This window comes from Rhodococcus sp. WMMA185, from assembly GCF_001767395.1.
GTDB lineage: Bacteria > Actinomycetota > Actinomycetes > Mycobacteriales > Mycobacteriaceae > Rhodococcus_F.
The window spans coordinates 3,742,910-3,757,632 of record NZ_CP017014.1 but is presented as its reverse complement, the minus strand read 5'-3'; the positions used below and the strand labels follow the sequence as shown (position 1 = coordinate 3,757,632).

At 64.7% G+C, this 14,723-nt stretch carries 13 protein-coding genes; 5 read left to right on the top strand and 8 right to left on the bottom strand.

What is annotated here, in order from left to right; genetic code table 11:
- Positions 1-128: 128 nt before the first annotated feature.
- Complete coding sequence (locus tag BFN03_RS16940) at positions 129-857, bottom strand: DapH/DapD/GlmU-related protein (protein WP_070379984.1); 729 nt, start codon at positions 855-857, stop codon at positions 129-131.
- 122 nt (positions 858-979) lie between these two features.
- Here BFN03_RS16940 and BFN03_RS16935 point away from each other — a divergent pair, with 122 nt between their 5' ends.
- Both BFN03_RS16935 and BFN03_RS16930 read left to right on the top strand, forming a co-directional pair.
- Positions 980-2,083, top strand: a complete 1,104-nt coding sequence (locus tag BFN03_RS16935; RefSeq protein ID WP_070379983.1) for a DegT/DnrJ/EryC1/StrS family aminotransferase — start codon at positions 980-982, stop codon at positions 2,081-2,083.
- Positions 2,080-3,045, top strand: a complete 966-nt coding sequence (locus BFN03_RS16930) for a Gfo/Idh/MocA family oxidoreductase (RefSeq protein WP_070379982.1) — start codon at positions 2,080-2,082, stop codon at positions 3,043-3,045. The genes BFN03_RS16935 and BFN03_RS16930 overlap by 4 nt, the downstream gene beginning before the upstream one ends.
- Here the strand turns inward: BFN03_RS16930 and BFN03_RS16925 are convergent.
- Positions 3,035-3,991, bottom strand: coding sequence for an NAD(P)/FAD-dependent oxidoreductase (locus BFN03_RS16925; protein ID WP_070379981.1), 957 nt, complete (start codon positions 3,989-3,991; stop codon positions 3,035-3,037). The two genes, BFN03_RS16930 and BFN03_RS16925, sit on opposite strands and share 11 nt — an antisense overlap.
- A 92-nt stretch (positions 3,992-4,083) precedes the next feature.
- On the opposite strand from BFN03_RS16925, the gene BFN03_RS16920 reads away from it, so the two are divergent.
- Positions 4,084-4,689, top strand: a complete 606-nt coding sequence (locus BFN03_RS16920; RefSeq protein ID WP_070381015.1) for a helix-turn-helix domain-containing protein — start codon at positions 4,084-4,086, stop codon at positions 4,687-4,689.
- On the opposite strand, the gene BFN03_RS16915 is transcribed toward BFN03_RS16920, so the two are convergent.
- On the bottom strand, positions 4,679-6,889 hold the full coding sequence (locus tag BFN03_RS16915) for a hypothetical protein (RefSeq protein ID WP_442971892.1): 2,211 nt from the start codon (positions 6,887-6,889) through the stop codon (positions 4,679-4,681). The genes BFN03_RS16920 and BFN03_RS16915 overlap by 11 nt on opposite strands.
- Before the next feature lie 102 nt (positions 6,890-6,991).
- Between BFN03_RS16915 and BFN03_RS16910 the strand changes: the two genes are divergently transcribed.
- Positions 6,992-7,795 (top strand): glycosyltransferase, encoded by an 804-nt coding sequence (locus BFN03_RS16910; protein WP_070379980.1) that lies wholly within the window; start codon positions 6,992-6,994, stop codon positions 7,793-7,795.
- Between the two features lie 92 nt (positions 7,796-7,887).
- Entirely contained in the window at positions 7,888-9,777 is a 1,890-nt protein-coding gene (locus BFN03_RS16905; RefSeq protein WP_070379979.1) for a glycosyltransferase, read from the top strand.
- A 46-nt stretch (positions 9,778-9,823) separates the two neighbouring features.
- Here the strand turns inward: BFN03_RS16905 and BFN03_RS16900 are convergent, their stop codons facing one another.
- The 5 genes from BFN03_RS16900 to wzm form a co-directional block, all read right to left on the bottom strand.
- Positions 9,824-10,699, bottom strand: coding sequence for a class I SAM-dependent methyltransferase (locus tag BFN03_RS16900; RefSeq protein ID WP_070379978.1), 876 nt, complete (start codon positions 10,697-10,699; stop codon positions 9,824-9,826).
- A gap of 66 nt (positions 10,700-10,765) precedes the next feature.
- Positions 10,766-11,806 carry a ribosome small subunit-dependent GTPase A gene (gene rsgA, locus BFN03_RS16895; RefSeq protein WP_070379977.1) on the bottom strand — a complete coding sequence of 347 codons (1,041 nt, stop codon included), beginning with the start codon at positions 11,804-11,806 and terminating at the stop codon, positions 10,766-10,768.
- Between the two features lie 198 nt (positions 11,807-12,004).
- Positions 12,005-12,916 carry a galactofuranosyltransferase GlfT1 gene (gene glfT1 / locus BFN03_RS16890; protein WP_070379976.1) on the bottom strand — a complete coding sequence of 304 codons (912 nt, stop codon included), beginning with the start codon at positions 12,914-12,916 and terminating at the stop codon, positions 12,005-12,007.
- A complete protein-coding gene (gene wzt, locus BFN03_RS16885) occupies positions 12,913-13,791 on the bottom strand; it encodes a galactan export ABC transporter ATP-binding subunit Wzt/RfbE (RefSeq protein WP_070379975.1) in 879 nt (292 codons plus the stop codon). The genes glfT1 and wzt overlap by 4 nt, the downstream gene beginning before the upstream one ends.
- A 53-nt stretch (positions 13,792-13,844) precedes the next feature.
- Positions 13,845-14,717 (bottom strand): galactan export ABC transporter permease subunit Wzm/RfbD, encoded by an 873-nt coding sequence (wzm, locus tag BFN03_RS16880; RefSeq protein WP_070381014.1) that lies wholly within the window; start codon positions 14,715-14,717, stop codon positions 13,845-13,847.
- Between the last annotated feature and the right edge of the window lie 6 nt (positions 14,718-14,723).

The following is a 14,723-nucleotide window of genomic DNA, read 5'->3' as shown; positions in this document are numbered from 1 at the left end:
GCGCAGGCGTGGCGCACGATAGTCGCGGAGGGTCTGGGTCACAGAGAAGATTTGCGAATCACTGTGCCGAAATGTAGCAGCCTTCGGTCACGTCACGGAACTCGGCGTCCGAAGGGCGAGCACAGATACTAAGAGAAACTCGAAACGAGCGGTTTGATTGCCAGCCCCCTCCACCGGGCGAACGCGTCGGCGAGTGATTCCGGTAGGTCCGTATGTGCACCCGGGTTTGCCGAGTCGTACAGCGCCTCCATCACGGCGATGTCTGCCTCGGCGATCCCGATTCTTGCCATGCCCACGCGGTTTGTACCGCGCAGAACGGCGGGGTTGCCGAACACCGTGGCGAACGGTGGGATGTCCTTGGCAACCACAGTGCCCATCCCGACCATTGCGCGGTCGCCGATCACGCGACGCTGGTGAATCACCGCGTTCATCCCCAGGTTGACGCCGTCGCCCATGGTCACGTGCCCGCCGAAGGTCGTGGACGGCGCGATGACGCAGTCGTCGCCGATCTGGACGTCGTGCGCCACCGAAATACGGTTCATGATGAAGCCGCCGCGACCGATGCGCGTCGTTCGCTCGGCACCCTGGTGGACCGCGGTCATCTCGCGGATCACGGTGCCCGCGCCGATGACGACTCCCTTGTGAGGGCTCGCCTCGGCCCACGTACGCGGGTGTACCTTTCCGATCCACTCCGGCGGCGCCCCGAGAGTGGCATGTGCGCCGATCCAACAGTCGTCGCCGATGTCGAGTGGCCCGGTGAGCACGGCGTACGGCCCAATGCTTACCCGGTTCCCGATGGTCACTTCGTCGCCGATCACGACGGTGGGGTGGATCTCGCAGTTGTCACCGATAGGCATTGGAGACTCGCGGTTCCTTCCGGTAGCCGTGTTGGCGACGGGAGCCTTCACGTTGTTGCAGTTTCTACTTTGTTGCACACTGAGGAGATGGTGTGAACTGAAACCAACCAATCGTAGGCACTATGATCACGATCTCGAGTATTTCCTTTGGAGAGGACGTCGAGCGTGAGGTTCTCGACACCCTCCGGTCTGGTGTGGTTGCACAGGGACCGAAGGTTGCGAAGTTCGAGGAACGATTCGCCGAACTCGTCGGTACCCGACACGCCGTCGCGGTGAACAGTGGGACCACTGCGCTGATCGCGGCCCTGCAGGTGCAGGATCTCGAGCCGGACGACGAAGTGCTCACCACCCCGTTCACCTTCGTGGCCACGCTCAACGCGATTCTCGAGTCTGGGGCGACGGCACGGTTCGCAGACATCACAGAGTCCGATTTCGCTCTCGACCCCGCGGTCACGGCCGAGCGCGTGAACGAGCGCACCAAGGTGCTCCTTCCGGTGCATTTGTACGGGCAGGTTGCGGATATGGCGGCACTGATGCCGCTCGCCGAGTCGCGGGGGCTCGCCGTGGTCGAGGACGCGGCCCAGGCGCACGGTGCCACCTTCGAGGGCCGTGGCGCGGGTAGCTTCGGGCTCGGTTGCTTCTCGTTCTACGCCACGAAGAACCTCACCACAGCCGAAGGCGGAATGATCACCACCGACAATGACACGGTGGCTGATCGGCTACGGGTCCTGCGAAACCAAGGCATGCGGCGGCGCTACGAGTACGAGATGGTGGGCCAAAACTTCCGGATGACGGATCTGCAGGCCAGCCTCGTGTTGCCGCAACTCGGGTCCTACCGCGAACAGGTGGAGTCGCGCCGACGCAACGCCGAGGCGCTGCGCACCGGGCTGAAGGACGTCGACGGTCTTCGGTTGCCCTCGGAACTCGACGGCCGTGGGCACGTGTGGCATCAGTTCACGGTCACACTCGGCGAAGACGCACCGATCGATCGCGACATCCTCGCGCAGCGTCTGTACGAGCGCGGCGTCGGCAGCGGGGTGTACTACCCCAAGGCAGCGTATGACTACGACTGCTACCGCAAGCATCCCCGGGTAATCATCGAGGACACCCCGGTTGCGGCATCCGTGGCGCGCCGATGCCTCAGCCTGCCCGTGCATGCGGCACTGTCCGACGGCGAAATAGATCAGATAATTTCCGCCGTGCGCGACGCATTGGAGGCATCATGACGACGAATCGACCACGGATCGCGCTCGTGGGATCCGGCAAGATGGGATCTCTGCACGCTCGCGTCCTCACACAATCTCCTCTGTGTGATCTGGCCTTGCTGGTTGAACCGCACGAGGAACGGGGCCGGGAGGCGGCGGAACGATTCGACACGACCTGGGCTGCGGACTTCGACGACCTCGCCGGAATCGACGCCGTCGTCGTCGCGGCGGCGACTCCTGCGCACTGCGACGTGGCGGCCAGGATTCTGGATCTCGGCAAGCCGCTTCTCGTCGAGAAGCCGCTCGCCGCAACGTACGAGGAGTGCACCGACCTGGTGAAGCGGTCCGCCGTCGCCGACGTGCCGCTGATGTGTGGTCTGCTCGAACGGTTCAACCCGGCGGTGCGGACCGCGCACGAATTCGTGAGCGATGTATGGCAGATCAACGGTATTCGACACTCGCCGTTCGTTTCTCGCATTCCGACCGGTGTCGCGACCGATCTCCTGATTCACGATGTCGATCTCGCGATCGAATTCGCCCAGTCACAGCTCGTCGAGGCGAAGGGCGAATTCGGCTACTTCCACGATAGTTCGGTGCGCAACCATGCTGAGGACAGTGCCGAGGCCGTGCTGCGTTTTGAATCCGGTGCGGTGGCAACGATTTCGGCTAGTCGGGTGAGTCAGCGGAAGATCCGGCAGTTGTCGCTGCTCGAGTCGAGCCGTCTGATCGAGATCGATCTTCTGCGCCGTGACATCACGATCTACAAGCACATCGACGACGACGTCCCCCCGGATCGGGACGGATACCAGCAGCAGACGGTGATCGAGATCCCGACCATTCGCTACAGCGAGGAACCCCTCGCCGCCCAGCTCGCACACTTCATCGGGCTGATAGACGGCGAGGGAGACCCCGGTGTGGAACGCGATTCGATCCTCCCCTCGCATCGCGTGGTCGACGAGGTGACCGCGTCGGCTAACGGCTGAGCACGCCCTCGACCGCCAGGCGCGTGTCCTCCCCGATGAGATCGGTGTTGATCGCCGCCGCGGCGTTCAGACCTGCAGCGGCGGCAATGATCACCTGGGCCTTCGGGTCGGTCACGTTGCCGGCCGCCCACACTCCCGGAACGGCGGTGGCGCCGGTAGCGTCCGTAGCGACCGCCGTGCCGATGACGTGTCCGCCCATCTTCTGATCCGTGGTCTCGAGGCCGAGGCTCTCGAGAACTTGGGAGCGGGCCACGAGCGTGGTCGCAACGACGACTGCCTCGAGCGGAAACACCTTGCTGGTCTGCATACGAACACCGGTCAACCGGTCGTCGGCAACTTCGAGTCCAGCCACCGCGCCGTCCACCACCGAGATGCCGCGTGCGGCAAGTTGATTGAACTCGTCGTCGGTGGGTTCGATCGCGTCGGCCAGGAGCAGCGTCACGCGGTCGGTCCACTGTCGCCACGTCAGCGCCTGGTGCACGGCCAACGGGCCGGTCGCCAGGACGCCGATCGGTTTGTCGCGGGTCTCCCAACCGTGGCAGTACGGGCAGTGCAGAACGTCGCGTCCCCAGCGCTGTGCCAGCCCGGGAACATCCGGGAGCTCATCGATGAGGCCGGTGGTCACCAGGAGTCTGCGTGCGAGCACGGTCCTGCCATCGGTCAGGACCACCCGGAACGTCCCGTCCGCTGTACGTTCCGCGGATGCGGCCGTCCCGGGCATGATCTCGCCGCCGTAGGCCGCTACCTCTTCGCGCCCGCCCATCAACAATTCGGCGGGAGGTAGGCCCTCGCGGCCCAGATAGTTGTGCATGTGCTCGGCGGGTGCGTTGCGGGGGCTGCCCGCGTCGATCACCAGCACCGAGCGGCGCGCCCGAGAAAGGGCGAGCGCCCCGCTGAGGCCGGCCGCACCACCGCCGATGACCACTACGTCGTACATGTCGTCCACTGTTTCTCCTTGGTTCGTGGGCATTGCGGCGATTGTTTGCCGCCACCGGCACTACTGGCAAGGACCTTTGCCGTTATGGCAAAGTTGTGGACATGGCCGAGGACTTACCCAATCTCGACGGTGTTCTAGGCGCGGTGGGACCACGCCTGAAAGCGCTGCGTCAGCAGCGGGATACAACCTTGACCCAACTCTCCGACGCGACCGGGATCTCGGTGAGCACACTGTCGCGCCTCGAGTCCGGTCAGCGCAAACCCACCCTCGAGTTGATGCTCCTGCTGGCCCGCGCCTACCAACTCCCACTGGACGAACTCGTCGACGCACCCGCCACCGGGGACCCGCGCGTCCACCTGCGACCCGTCGAACGATTCGGCTCGACCATCGTCCCGCTCACCCGCAGACCCGGTGGGATACAGGCGTTCAAGCACGTGATCCCGCCCTCCAATCAGGCCGCAGAGCCGCAACTGAAGGTCCACGAGGGCTACGAATGGCTGTACGTGCTGTCCGGCCGACTGCGTCTGCTCCTCGGTGAACACGACCTGATCCTGACTCCGGGCGAGGTCGCGGAGTTCGATACCCACGTTCCTCACTGGTTCGGCAACCCGGGGCCGCAACCGGTGGAAATCCTCAGCCTCTTCGGACCACAGGGCGAACGCGCGCACGTCCGCGCCAGGCCGGCGGGCGACAAATCTAAGTCGTGACGGTCCTGGCCGCCCTCAGCTTGCGTCTGCGCAGCATCGGATCGAGGACGGCCAGGATCAGCGCCATGATGGTTGCAGCCCCGAATGCCGCGACGGACAGTCTTTGTGCCGGAGGCTGGAACTTAATGACAAGTTCGTGGTCGCCCGGTGGCACCGGCACCTCGAGTAGCCCGTGCCATCCGGCGACGGCGTCCACCCGCTCGCCGTCGACGGTGGCCGAGTAGCCGGGCCAGGCCAGTCTTGCGAACGACACAGTGCCGCCACTTCCGCTCAGCTGCACGGTTTCGCTGGTGGCGTCGGCGTTCGAGGCCGTCACCTCGACGCCGTCGGATACGTACGAGACGGTCCCGGGCAGCGGCAGTGGCGTGTCGCGCTGCAGCACCGTCCGGGAGTCGCTGCGTTCGGTGACCTGCCAGCCGGGCGGCGCCGGCGCGGCTTGGACGTCCGGAAGGAGGGAGTTCTGCACCACGAGCGTCGAGACGCGCAGGTAGTCGATCAACGGAATGGAGATGTCCGCATTCACCGGCTGCCAGAGTGAGGCGTAGACCTCCGGGCACGTTGCCCCCCGGTAGTCCATGCAGAGCGCGTTCTGAAACTCCGTGAACCCGATGCCGGTGTAGGCGTTGATGCTGGCCTGGACGGATGACGCCATGATCTCGTTGCCGAAGAGAATTCGTCCGGTGGTGATGTCTTCGGGGGAGGTGTCGTCGAGCTGGGCGAGTTGCAGGACCGTGCCCTCGTATTGGTCCGTCTGTTCGGACAGCGCCGTCGTGCTGGACGGGTCGAACCGATCCTCGACCACGATCTGCGAGGTGAACGAATAGGCCTGCACGGCGGTCACCACCACGGTCCCGAGGACGAGGGCCGCGACGAGACCGGTCGTGCGCCTCGTTCGCCAGGCGGCGTAGGCGAGAACGCACAGAATTGCGATGAGCAGTGCGAACACAGCGTGCCAGCCGGTTTGAGCAGGCGACGACGAGAACGCCAGGTAGAAGCCCAGCGCAATCAGTGCCGCCGACGCAGCGGCCCGCCTACGGAGCGCGTTGCCGGCGATCCCCAGCGACAGGGCGAGCGACAGACCGATCACGACGCACAGGTACAGGTACTCGACCAGCCGGATCGGCCACCGGAACATCCCCACGTTCGACGGCCCGAAGGTGAAGAGGAAGTAGACGAAGGCGATGATGGCGAGGCTGATCAAGGGTCGTCCGTGCGCACGGCGGAACTCGGCGGACGCGAAGAGGGCGCGGATGCGTCCCCATTGCAGCCACGGCAGTAGTGGCAGCACGAACCACGCGAGGTAGAGGGAGGGGATGACCTCGACCGGGCCTCCGAACGTCGTGATCACCGGCAGGTAGGACGGGCTGCTCATCCCGGCGGCACCGCCGATCTGCGGCTGCATGAACGTGTCGTTGAAGATGCCCGTGCTACCGGCGCGGCTCGTGACGTCGACGCTGAGGAACAGCGGCAGGTACGTGGCCAGTGCCGCTGTGCCCGCGCACGCGCCGGTGATGGCCAACACCAGCAGCCGGAAGAGCTTGCGCTCCACCAGCAGCCCGATCCCGATGCCGGTGAGGACGATCACGGCTCCGAGCGCCGCGTAGGGGTTGCCCATGCTGATGGTCAGCGCACCGATCACGAATGTGAACAGTGGGTTCGTGCGTCCGCGGGACAGTCGCAGCGCAGACCACCAGAACAGGGTCACCCACGCCACGGCCATCATCCCGGATGGCCAGCCGCCCGCCTCGTAGTACAGGGTGAATCCGCTGAAGGGAATGGTGAGACCGGCCAGGATCGCCGGTGCGCGACGGGCGCCGTACTCGCGGCACAGTAGATACGTGGCGAGGGCGAACAGCGCGAGGAACTCCGCCATGATCACGAATGCCGCGACCGAGAGGTCCTCGAACTGCGCTGTGAGCAGGTAGTTGGCGAGGTTCACGGGGTTGTAGAGACCGTAGGCTGCCTCGCCTGCGTAGTTCCCGCCGATCCAGGCGTCTGGGTTGACTGTGAGCCAGTTGCCGGCGAGGAGTTCTGTGCCGATCCGATGCCATGACGGGACGAACGACTCGAGCATGTCGCCGCTGTAGTAGAAGCGGTCGTAGACGAGGCGGGGAACGATGGCGATCAGGATCGCTGCTACCGCGACACCGGCCGCGACAAGCCATTCGGGAACGCGTCGCATCGTCCTAGTAAACGACATCGCCGGCATCGTCTCAGTGAACGACATCGCCGGCATCGTCTCAGTAAACGACATGGGCGCGGATGATGGCACCCCAGGACCCTGAGGGGCTACTATCCGCCAGTGAGTCTCTTCGGTCCCTGCCGCTATCGGAAAGGCGCATCGGTGGATCCCGACCTGTCGGTCGTAATTCCAGCACACAACTCAGCTGCAGTCATCGAGCAGACCGTCCGCCGGTTGGCTGATCACCTTTCCGGGCACGACGTCGAGATCATCGTCGTGGAGAACGGGTCGAGCGACGATACCTTCGCCATCTGCACACGCCTTGCCGAGAACTGGACGGCTGGACCGGTCTCGTTCAGGGTGCTGCAGAGTTCGAGAGGCATGGGCAACGCTCTGCGAGCCGGGGCGAGGGCGAGTCGTGGCGCGCACGTACTGCTCACTGCGGACGATCTGCCATTCGGGTTCGACGACCTCGACGGTGTCGAGAAGTTCTCGGCCGAGGACGAGGGTCGCGTGCCTTTGGTCGCTATCGGCTCCAAGGCTCACCCGGACTCACATGTGAGGCGCGGCATCCTGCGCGGAATCTTGACACGGGGTTTTGCGGTATTGCGCCGGGCAATTCTCGGGATGAGAACTGGCGACCCCCAGGGAACCGTCTTCATGGACGGCGAACTGATTCGCGGACTTGTTCCCGACTTGGCCGAACCCGGATTCTTGTTCACTACCGAGCTCGTTCACCTCGTGGAGCAGCTGGGCATTGTTCCGGCCGAGGTTCCGGTTCGTCTGAGTGAGGACCATAGCGGCCACGGAACACGAATCAACAGGACTGATGTGCTCGCGATGGGGATGGGACTGTTTCGGTTGCGGGCCCGGCACGGAGACCGAGGCCGGGCCGTGTGGTCGGGGAGCACACCGCGAAGTTGATACTCTGCGAACTGGAAAAGAGGACCGCGCCGTAATCCCGGCGTGGTCGACCCACTTTCGCGGGGACAGTTCGCGGGGATAGTAGGAGCAGTATGAAAGAGTCCACGTCGGTAGCGCCTGTCGATGGGAGCACAGCCGCAGTGCAGAGTGCTCTTACCGAGCATCGTGCGCCCGATCGACTCGTTGTGGCGCGAGGTCTCTTCACCGGGCCCACTACCCGCGTGAAGGACGACCTGTACGCCACTATCGTCCGCGGTCGCGCACACCGCGAGCGAAACATGGTGCACCTCGAGAAGGGTGCGACGGTCGACACCGACACCTATTTCGGGCGGTTCCCGGCCAGCTACTTCCAGCGGTGGACCGCGGTCACCGAGGCGACGGTCGGGTTTCGGCACGAAGCGGCCGGGCGGGCCGTGGTGGCGTTGCGTGGCTCGGACTCGGGCGGCCACTCCCGCGTGCTCGCGACCGCCGAGATCGACGGGTCCGGAACGGCACAGCTCTCCGCGAAACTCGAGAGCTACCTCGACGGCGGCTCCATGTGGGTCGAGTTCACAGCTATCGACGGCGCCCTCACGGTGAGCGAACTGGAATGGACGGTCGCCGCGCCGCCGGTGATCCGGCCGGCCGCGATCGCGATCTGCACGTTCAACCGTGCGGACGACTGCGCCGAAACCGTCGCTGCCATCGCGAGCGACCCCACGATGCTTTCGAGCATCGACGCCGTGTACGTGGTGGACCAGGGCACCGACCACGTGTCGGAGCGGGCGAGGTTCACCGAGGTCGCCGAGACCCTGGGCGACAAACTCGTGTACCTGCGGCAGCCGAACCTCGGCGGGGCCGGCGGATTCACCCGCGGCATGTTCGAGGTGTCGGCCATCAACGAGCACGCCAACCTGATCCTGATGGACGACGACATCCTGTGTGAGCCGGAGTCGATTCTGCGGATGAACGCGTTTGAAAACGTCACCGTGGAACCGATGCTGGTGGGCGCGCAGATGCTCTACCTGATGAACCCGGACCACCTGCACGTCAGCGCCGAGGAAGCGGATCTGTCCAAGCTCAAGGCCGGCCGGTGGGCGGCCGGGTCGCGGCATGACGTCAACCTACTCAAGAAGCGGCAGAACAAGCGCGTCGATGCAGGTTACAACGCTTGGTGGTCGTGTCTGATCCCTGCCGAGGTCGTGGCAGAGATCGGCCTCCCGCTGCCGATGTTCTTCCAGTGGGATGACATCGAGTACGGTATCCGCGCCCGCGAGGCCGGATTCGTCACCGTCACGCTGCCGGGTGCCGGCGTGTGGCACGCCGACTTCCACTGGAAGGACCGCGACGACTGGGCCAAGTACTTCAGCATCCGCAACTCGCTCATCGCGGCCGCACTGCACAGCGAGTTCGACGCCAAGTCCTTGAGTAAGAGGATGACGCGAGAGATAACCCAGTACCTCGTCTCCATGCAGTACGGGTTGGCATACACCATGATTCGCGGTATCGAGGATTTCCTCGATGGGCCGAAGGTGCTCGAAGACGGCGGTCAGGCCGCGCTGGCCTCGATTCGTGAGGAGCGCAAGCGGTTCCCGGAAACGGTCAAGCATCCGGCGACGAACATTCCCGGCATTCGCAACGCCGACCTCGTCACCCGGTTTGCCGGATACGAGCCGGACAAGAGCAGGCTCGACATGGTGCTGGCCAAGCGAGCCGCTTACCAGTGGCTAGGCCGTACTCAGCGGGGAGTGGCCAGTATCCCTGTCGCAGAGGCGCACTGGTGGCACGTATCGCTCTTCGATAGCGCCGTCATCACCGACGCTTCCCAGTCCGGCGTGCGGGTACGTCGCCGCGACAAGGAAACGGCCCGTGAACTCACGGCGCGAACCGCCAAGCTCATGAAGCGGTTCCGTGAGGATGCCTCGGCGACGCAACGCGAGTACCGGGATGCGTTGCCGCGGCTCACCAGCCGAGAGAACTGGGCCCGCCTGTACAGGCAGTAGCGGGACATCCTCGGCTGTGTGGCCGAGGGCTTCCGGCGCGCCGGCGTCAGATCAGCGAAATCGGCGCGGAAATCCGTACGACCACCTGTTCGTTGTTCGCTGTGTAGCTCAGATACTCGAAGCGGACACCAGTGCGTTCGACGAACTCCTGCCACGCCCGGTAGTCGTGCTCCTGCCAGCCGGGGAAGTTGAAGAACTCGTCGAACACGATCACCGTGCCCGCGACGAGCCTATGGCCCAGGCGGTCCAGCACTGTCTTGGTGGACGAGTACAGGTCGGCGTCGAGGTGCACGAACGATACGGGCCCGGGGTGCTCTTCGAGGAAGCCGGAAAGCGTGTCCTCGAAGAGGCCCTGCACCAATTGCGCGCCGCGCACGTGCGGCAACTTCTCCTGTGCGAACTCGCCGGCCGGAAACCCGGTGCGCCAGGTCTGTGGGAGCCCGGAGAACACGTCGAACCCGAACACCTCGTGCCCGGCGTCCTTCAACTGCTCGACGATGATCCGCAGAGTGGTGCCCGACGCGACGCCGAACTCGAGGGCGAGTCCCTCGATCTCGACCTGCGACAGGCCGTAGCGCAGCGTGTCGTGCGGACTCCAGAAGACGGGAGCCTTCGGCATGTGCTCGAGCACGAAAGCCGCGGACTGGTTCGTCGCCCGCACATCCAGCGCGTGGGTAATGTCTCGGCGAGCCTGCCGCTCCAGTTCGCTGAGGCGTTGCTGTACGTCGGAAATCTCCACGCGGGCATCCGATAGTTCGGACAGTACGCGCGTGAGTTCCTGGTTGGTCGCGCTGAGTTCGGCAAGGGTCTGGTCGTGATGGTTCTCGGTCAACTGGCGGGAGCGGCGGTCTGACTCAGCCAGCACCTCGGACACGGTTCGTTGAAGTTCGAGACGGTTCCTTCTCCGCTTGCGATCGAACATATATCCATGTTGCCAGCCCGCATCCCGGTCCACGGGGTGAACCGGGATGCGAGTTATACGTTTGTGTCAGCGGCGCTTACTGCGGATCATCTGCTTCTGCATTCGAGTGATGGCCTTCATCTCACGGCCGCGTTCGGCTCGCAGTCGTGCGTCGGTGCGCGCCTCGATCCGCCTGTTCTCGCGAATCAATTTGCGGTAGCTGGCAAGTCGCCGTTCGGGGAGTTCGCCGCGTTCGATCGCCCCCCGCACCGCGCAGCCGGGTTCGCTCTCGTGTGCGCAGTCGTCGAACCGGCATTGCGCCGCCAACTCGTCGATCTCCGGAAATGTCTTGTCGATTCCGTCCGACGCATCCCACATGCCGACGCCGCGCAAGCCGGGCGTGTCGATCAACGTTCCGCCGTGCGGGAGCGGCACCAGTTCCCTATGGGCGGTCGTATGCCGTCCCTTGTTGTCGCCGTCGCGCACCCGTCCGGTGGCCAGAAGATCTTCGCCGAGCAACGCGTTGGCGAGTGTGGACTTGCCTGCCCCGGAGGGCCCGATCAGCGCAATGGTCCCGGTGAGCACGGCCGTGAGCACGTCGACGCCGTCACCGGTGTCTCCGCTCACCGCTATCACCGTGGCTCCCGGGGCAGCCGCGGAGACTTCCGATATCGCGGTAGGAACATCCGAGGCGATATCGGATTTGGTGAGGGCAACCACGGGCTGCGCACCGCTCTCCCACGCGAGTGCCAGGAGGCGTTCGATGCGCCCGAGATCGAGAGCGGTGTCGAGTGCTGCGGCGATAACCACGGTGTCGACGTTGGTCGCAAGAAGCTGCCCTTCGGACCGACCCGACGCCGACGATCGGACGATCGTGCTGCTGCGCGGGAGGAGGTCCGCGACGGCGATCTCGTCGCCGTGAGCTCCAAGGGTTACCCAGTCGCCGGTGCACAGGACATGGTCGGCGGTGAGCGCTGAGGAGATGCCGCGCGGTGTGGCTACATCGCACTGCCCGCGATGTACGCGGATCACCCGTCCGGGTTCGCGGTGATCGGTCAGGTAGTTGTCGAAGGTGTCGGAAAGAGTGTCGTTCCAGCCGTAGGAAAGGAGTTGTCCAGGATTGAACATGATGGTGGGATCCTCGGGTCGATGAGCGCCGACCGGACCACGGCACGTGTTCGGTCAGGCGATGGGGGAAGGGGAGTGGACGCAGACGGCGTCGACCGACGAGACAGTCATCGGACACTCACTCCTTCGCGACACTTCGAGGATCGTTGATCGGGTCGAAAGTGATGTTCTCACACTCGGCACCGGTGGCCAACCGAATTACGGCCGCTCGAACCTCTCGAGGCGCCCGAGCTTGCGCAGTCGCATCCACTCCCGCAAGCCTCGCGGATCGCGCTTCGTGACGAGGAAATACCAGCCGAACCGCACCCATTCCTGCGGCAGCAGTTTCCGCATGCCCGGCTGCGACAGCAGATAGCCGCGGTTGCGGTAGGTGAAGAAGCGCTTGGTCTCGTTGTCCGGGTACTGGGTGTGCATCCGGCCGCCGAGGATCGGCTTGAACTCTTCCGCACCGTTCGGGTGCACGTACGCCGTCTGCAGACAGGTTCCGAACGGCAACCCGGACCGCACGAGCCTGCGATGGACGTCGACTTCGTCCCCGCGGACGAACAGACGCAGGTCGGGTACACCGACCGTGTCGATGGCGGACGCACGAAACAGCGCGCCGTTGAACAGAGAGGCGATACCCGGCAGCAGATCGGCCGAGTCGTCGCCTTCGGTGAACAGCTCGGAGCGAAGCCGCCGCCACTGCACGCCGCGGCGCAACGGGAACGCGAGACGATCGGGGTCGTCGATGTCGCAGACGACGGGCGACACCTCCGCCAAGCCGTGCCGCTGCGCGCAATCGAGGAGCGTCTCGAGAACCTCGGGCCCTTCGGGACGCCCGTCGTCGTCCGCGAGCCATACCCAGTCGGCGCCGAGCGAGAGCGCGTAGAGAATTCCGAGTGCGAAGCCGCCGGCCCCACCGAGGTTGTGCTGGGAGCCGAGATAGCTGGCGGGGATTCCGCACGTCTCGACGAGCTCGCGTACTTCATCCTCCGCGGCGTTGTCCACGACGACCAGGTGGTCCAGCGGCCGGGTCTGTGAACTCAGTACCTTCAACGATTCCGACAGCAACTCGCGGCGCTGGTGGGTGACGACGACGCCCACGATCCGCCCGGCACCAGTGCTCACGCGGACCCCGTCTCGTCTTCCGTGGCGGTGTGCTCGATCGTGGAGCTCGAAGCGGGGGACGAGGCGCTCAGACCAGCTTTCTCCCGTTCCATCTCCTGGATGGTCGTCCGGACGTGGTCGGCGGCATCGTCGCCCTCATAGGCCCGGACGACGTCTTCGATGCCGCCTCGTTGCCGGACCTGACCGTGGTCGATCCAGATGGCGGAGTCGCAGAGTTGGGCCAGGAACTCGTTGGAGTGGCTCGCGAACACCAGGATTCCCGAGCGCTCGACGAGCGCCTGCAATCGCAGTCGTGCCTTCTTCATGAACTCCGCGTCGACGGCGCCGATGCCCTCGTCGAGCAGCAATATCTCTGGGTCGATGCTGGTCACGACACCCATGGCGACGCGCACGCGCATACCGGTGGAATAGGTGCGCAGCGGCATCGAAAGGTACTCACCCAATTCGGTGAACTCGGCGATTTCGTCCATCTTCGAGAGCATCTGCTTGCGTGTCTGCCCGAGAAAGAGGCCGCGGATGATGATGTTCTCGTAGCCGGAGATCTCCGGATCCATGCCGACGCCGAGATCGAAAACCGGCGCCACTCGTCCGCGGATGCGGGCACTACCGCGGGTGGGTTCGTAGATGCCCGACAGCAGTCGGAGCAGAGTGGACTTTCCGGCGCCGTTGTGACCGACCAGGCCGACCCGGTCGCCTTCCTTCAGCGACAGTGTGACGTCGCGCAGGGCCTCGACGACCACGACGTCGGAGGTGTTGCGCCCGATGGATCCGCCGGCCTTTCCGAGGAACGCCTTCTTCAGCGACCGGGACTTGGCATCGAAGATCGGGAAGTCGACGCAGGCGTCTCGCGTCTCGATGCTCACGTGCTTCGTCATGGACCCTCGCCTCGGTTGAACGTTGTCTTCGAGAGTTGTCATCGGCTACTCCCCTATACCCAGTAGGGCACACGCGCCCGGTACTTGCGAAGCGCGAGTATTGCGGCGGTCCATCCGGCGGCGGTGATGGCCAGAACGATGTACCAGTGATACGCCTGCTGGGGCTGTCCGATCATCGGCGCTCGCACGATGTCGAGGTAGTGGAACAGCGGGTTGATCTCCGCGATCTTGACTCGCTTGGCGGCTTCTGGGCCTCGGTCCACGAGGCTCTGCGTGGTCCACATGATCGGTGTCAGCACGAACAGCAGCAGCGTGAGGCTGCCGAGGACCGGCGAGATGTCGCGGTAGCGGGTGGAGAAGATGCCGAACATGATCGACACCCACGCGGCATTGATGACGAGCAGCGCGATCGCGGGGATCGCCATCAGCGACGCCCAGGTCAGGTTCTCCCACACCCCGAATGCGAACAGCAAGATCACATAGATCAGCAGGTTGTGGGCGAACAACAGCACCTGCCGCCATACCAATCGGTAGACGTGGACGCTCAACGCCGAGGGCAATTGCTTGATCAGCCCCTCGTTGGCGATGAACACCTCGGACCCCTCGAGGATGCTCGCGGCGATCAGGTTCCAGACGATCAGACCCACCGTGACGTACGGAAGGAACTCTCTTAGCGGGATGTTGAGCAGGGCGGAGTAGAGAATGCCCATTGCCGAGGCCTGCACACCGGTCGCGATCGTGATCCAGAACGGGCCGATCACTGACCGCCGGTAGCGCTGCTTGATGTCCTGCCAGCCGAGGCTCAGCCACAGCTCACGCTGACCGAAGCCGTCTCTGAGGTCCTTGAACGCGCGACGGAAGGTCTGCGAATCGGAGGGCGGTTGCGGGTCGCCGGTGGCCCCGGTTTCGATAGCGGATGCTGACACGGCCAC

Excerpts from the sequence above, each read along its gene's own strand:
- wzt (WP_070379975.1), bottom strand. The coding sequence starts at position 13,791 with ATGACGAAGCACGTGAGCATCGAGACGCGAGACGCCTGCGTCGACTTC.
- rsgA (WP_070379977.1), bottom strand. The coding sequence starts at position 11,806 with ATGTTCAATCCTGGACAACTCCTTTCCTACGGCTGGAACGACACTCTT.
- BFN03_RS16940 (WP_070379984.1), bottom strand. The coding sequence starts at position 857 with ATGCCTATCGGTGACAACTGCGAGATCCACCCCACCGTCGTGATCGGC.
- BFN03_RS16935 (WP_070379983.1), top strand. The coding sequence starts at position 980 with ATGATCACGATCTCGAGTATTTCCTTTGGAGAGGACGTCGAGCGTGAG.
- BFN03_RS16900 (WP_070379978.1), bottom strand. The coding sequence starts at position 10,699 with ATGTTCGATCGCAAGCGGAGAAGGAACCGTCTCGAACTTCAACGAACC.
- BFN03_RS16920 (WP_070381015.1), top strand. The coding sequence starts at position 4,084 with ATGGCCGAGGACTTACCCAATCTCGACGGTGTTCTAGGCGCGGTGGGA.
- BFN03_RS16905 (WP_070379979.1), top strand. The coding sequence starts at position 7,888 with ATGAAAGAGTCCACGTCGGTAGCGCCTGTCGATGGGAGCACAGCCGCA.
- BFN03_RS16915 (WP_442971892.1), bottom strand. The coding sequence starts at position 6,889 with ATGTCGTTTACTAGGACGATGCGACGCGTTCCCGAATGGCTTGTCGCG.
- BFN03_RS16930 (WP_070379982.1), top strand. The coding sequence starts at position 2,080 with ATGACGACGAATCGACCACGGATCGCGCTCGTGGGATCCGGCAAGATG.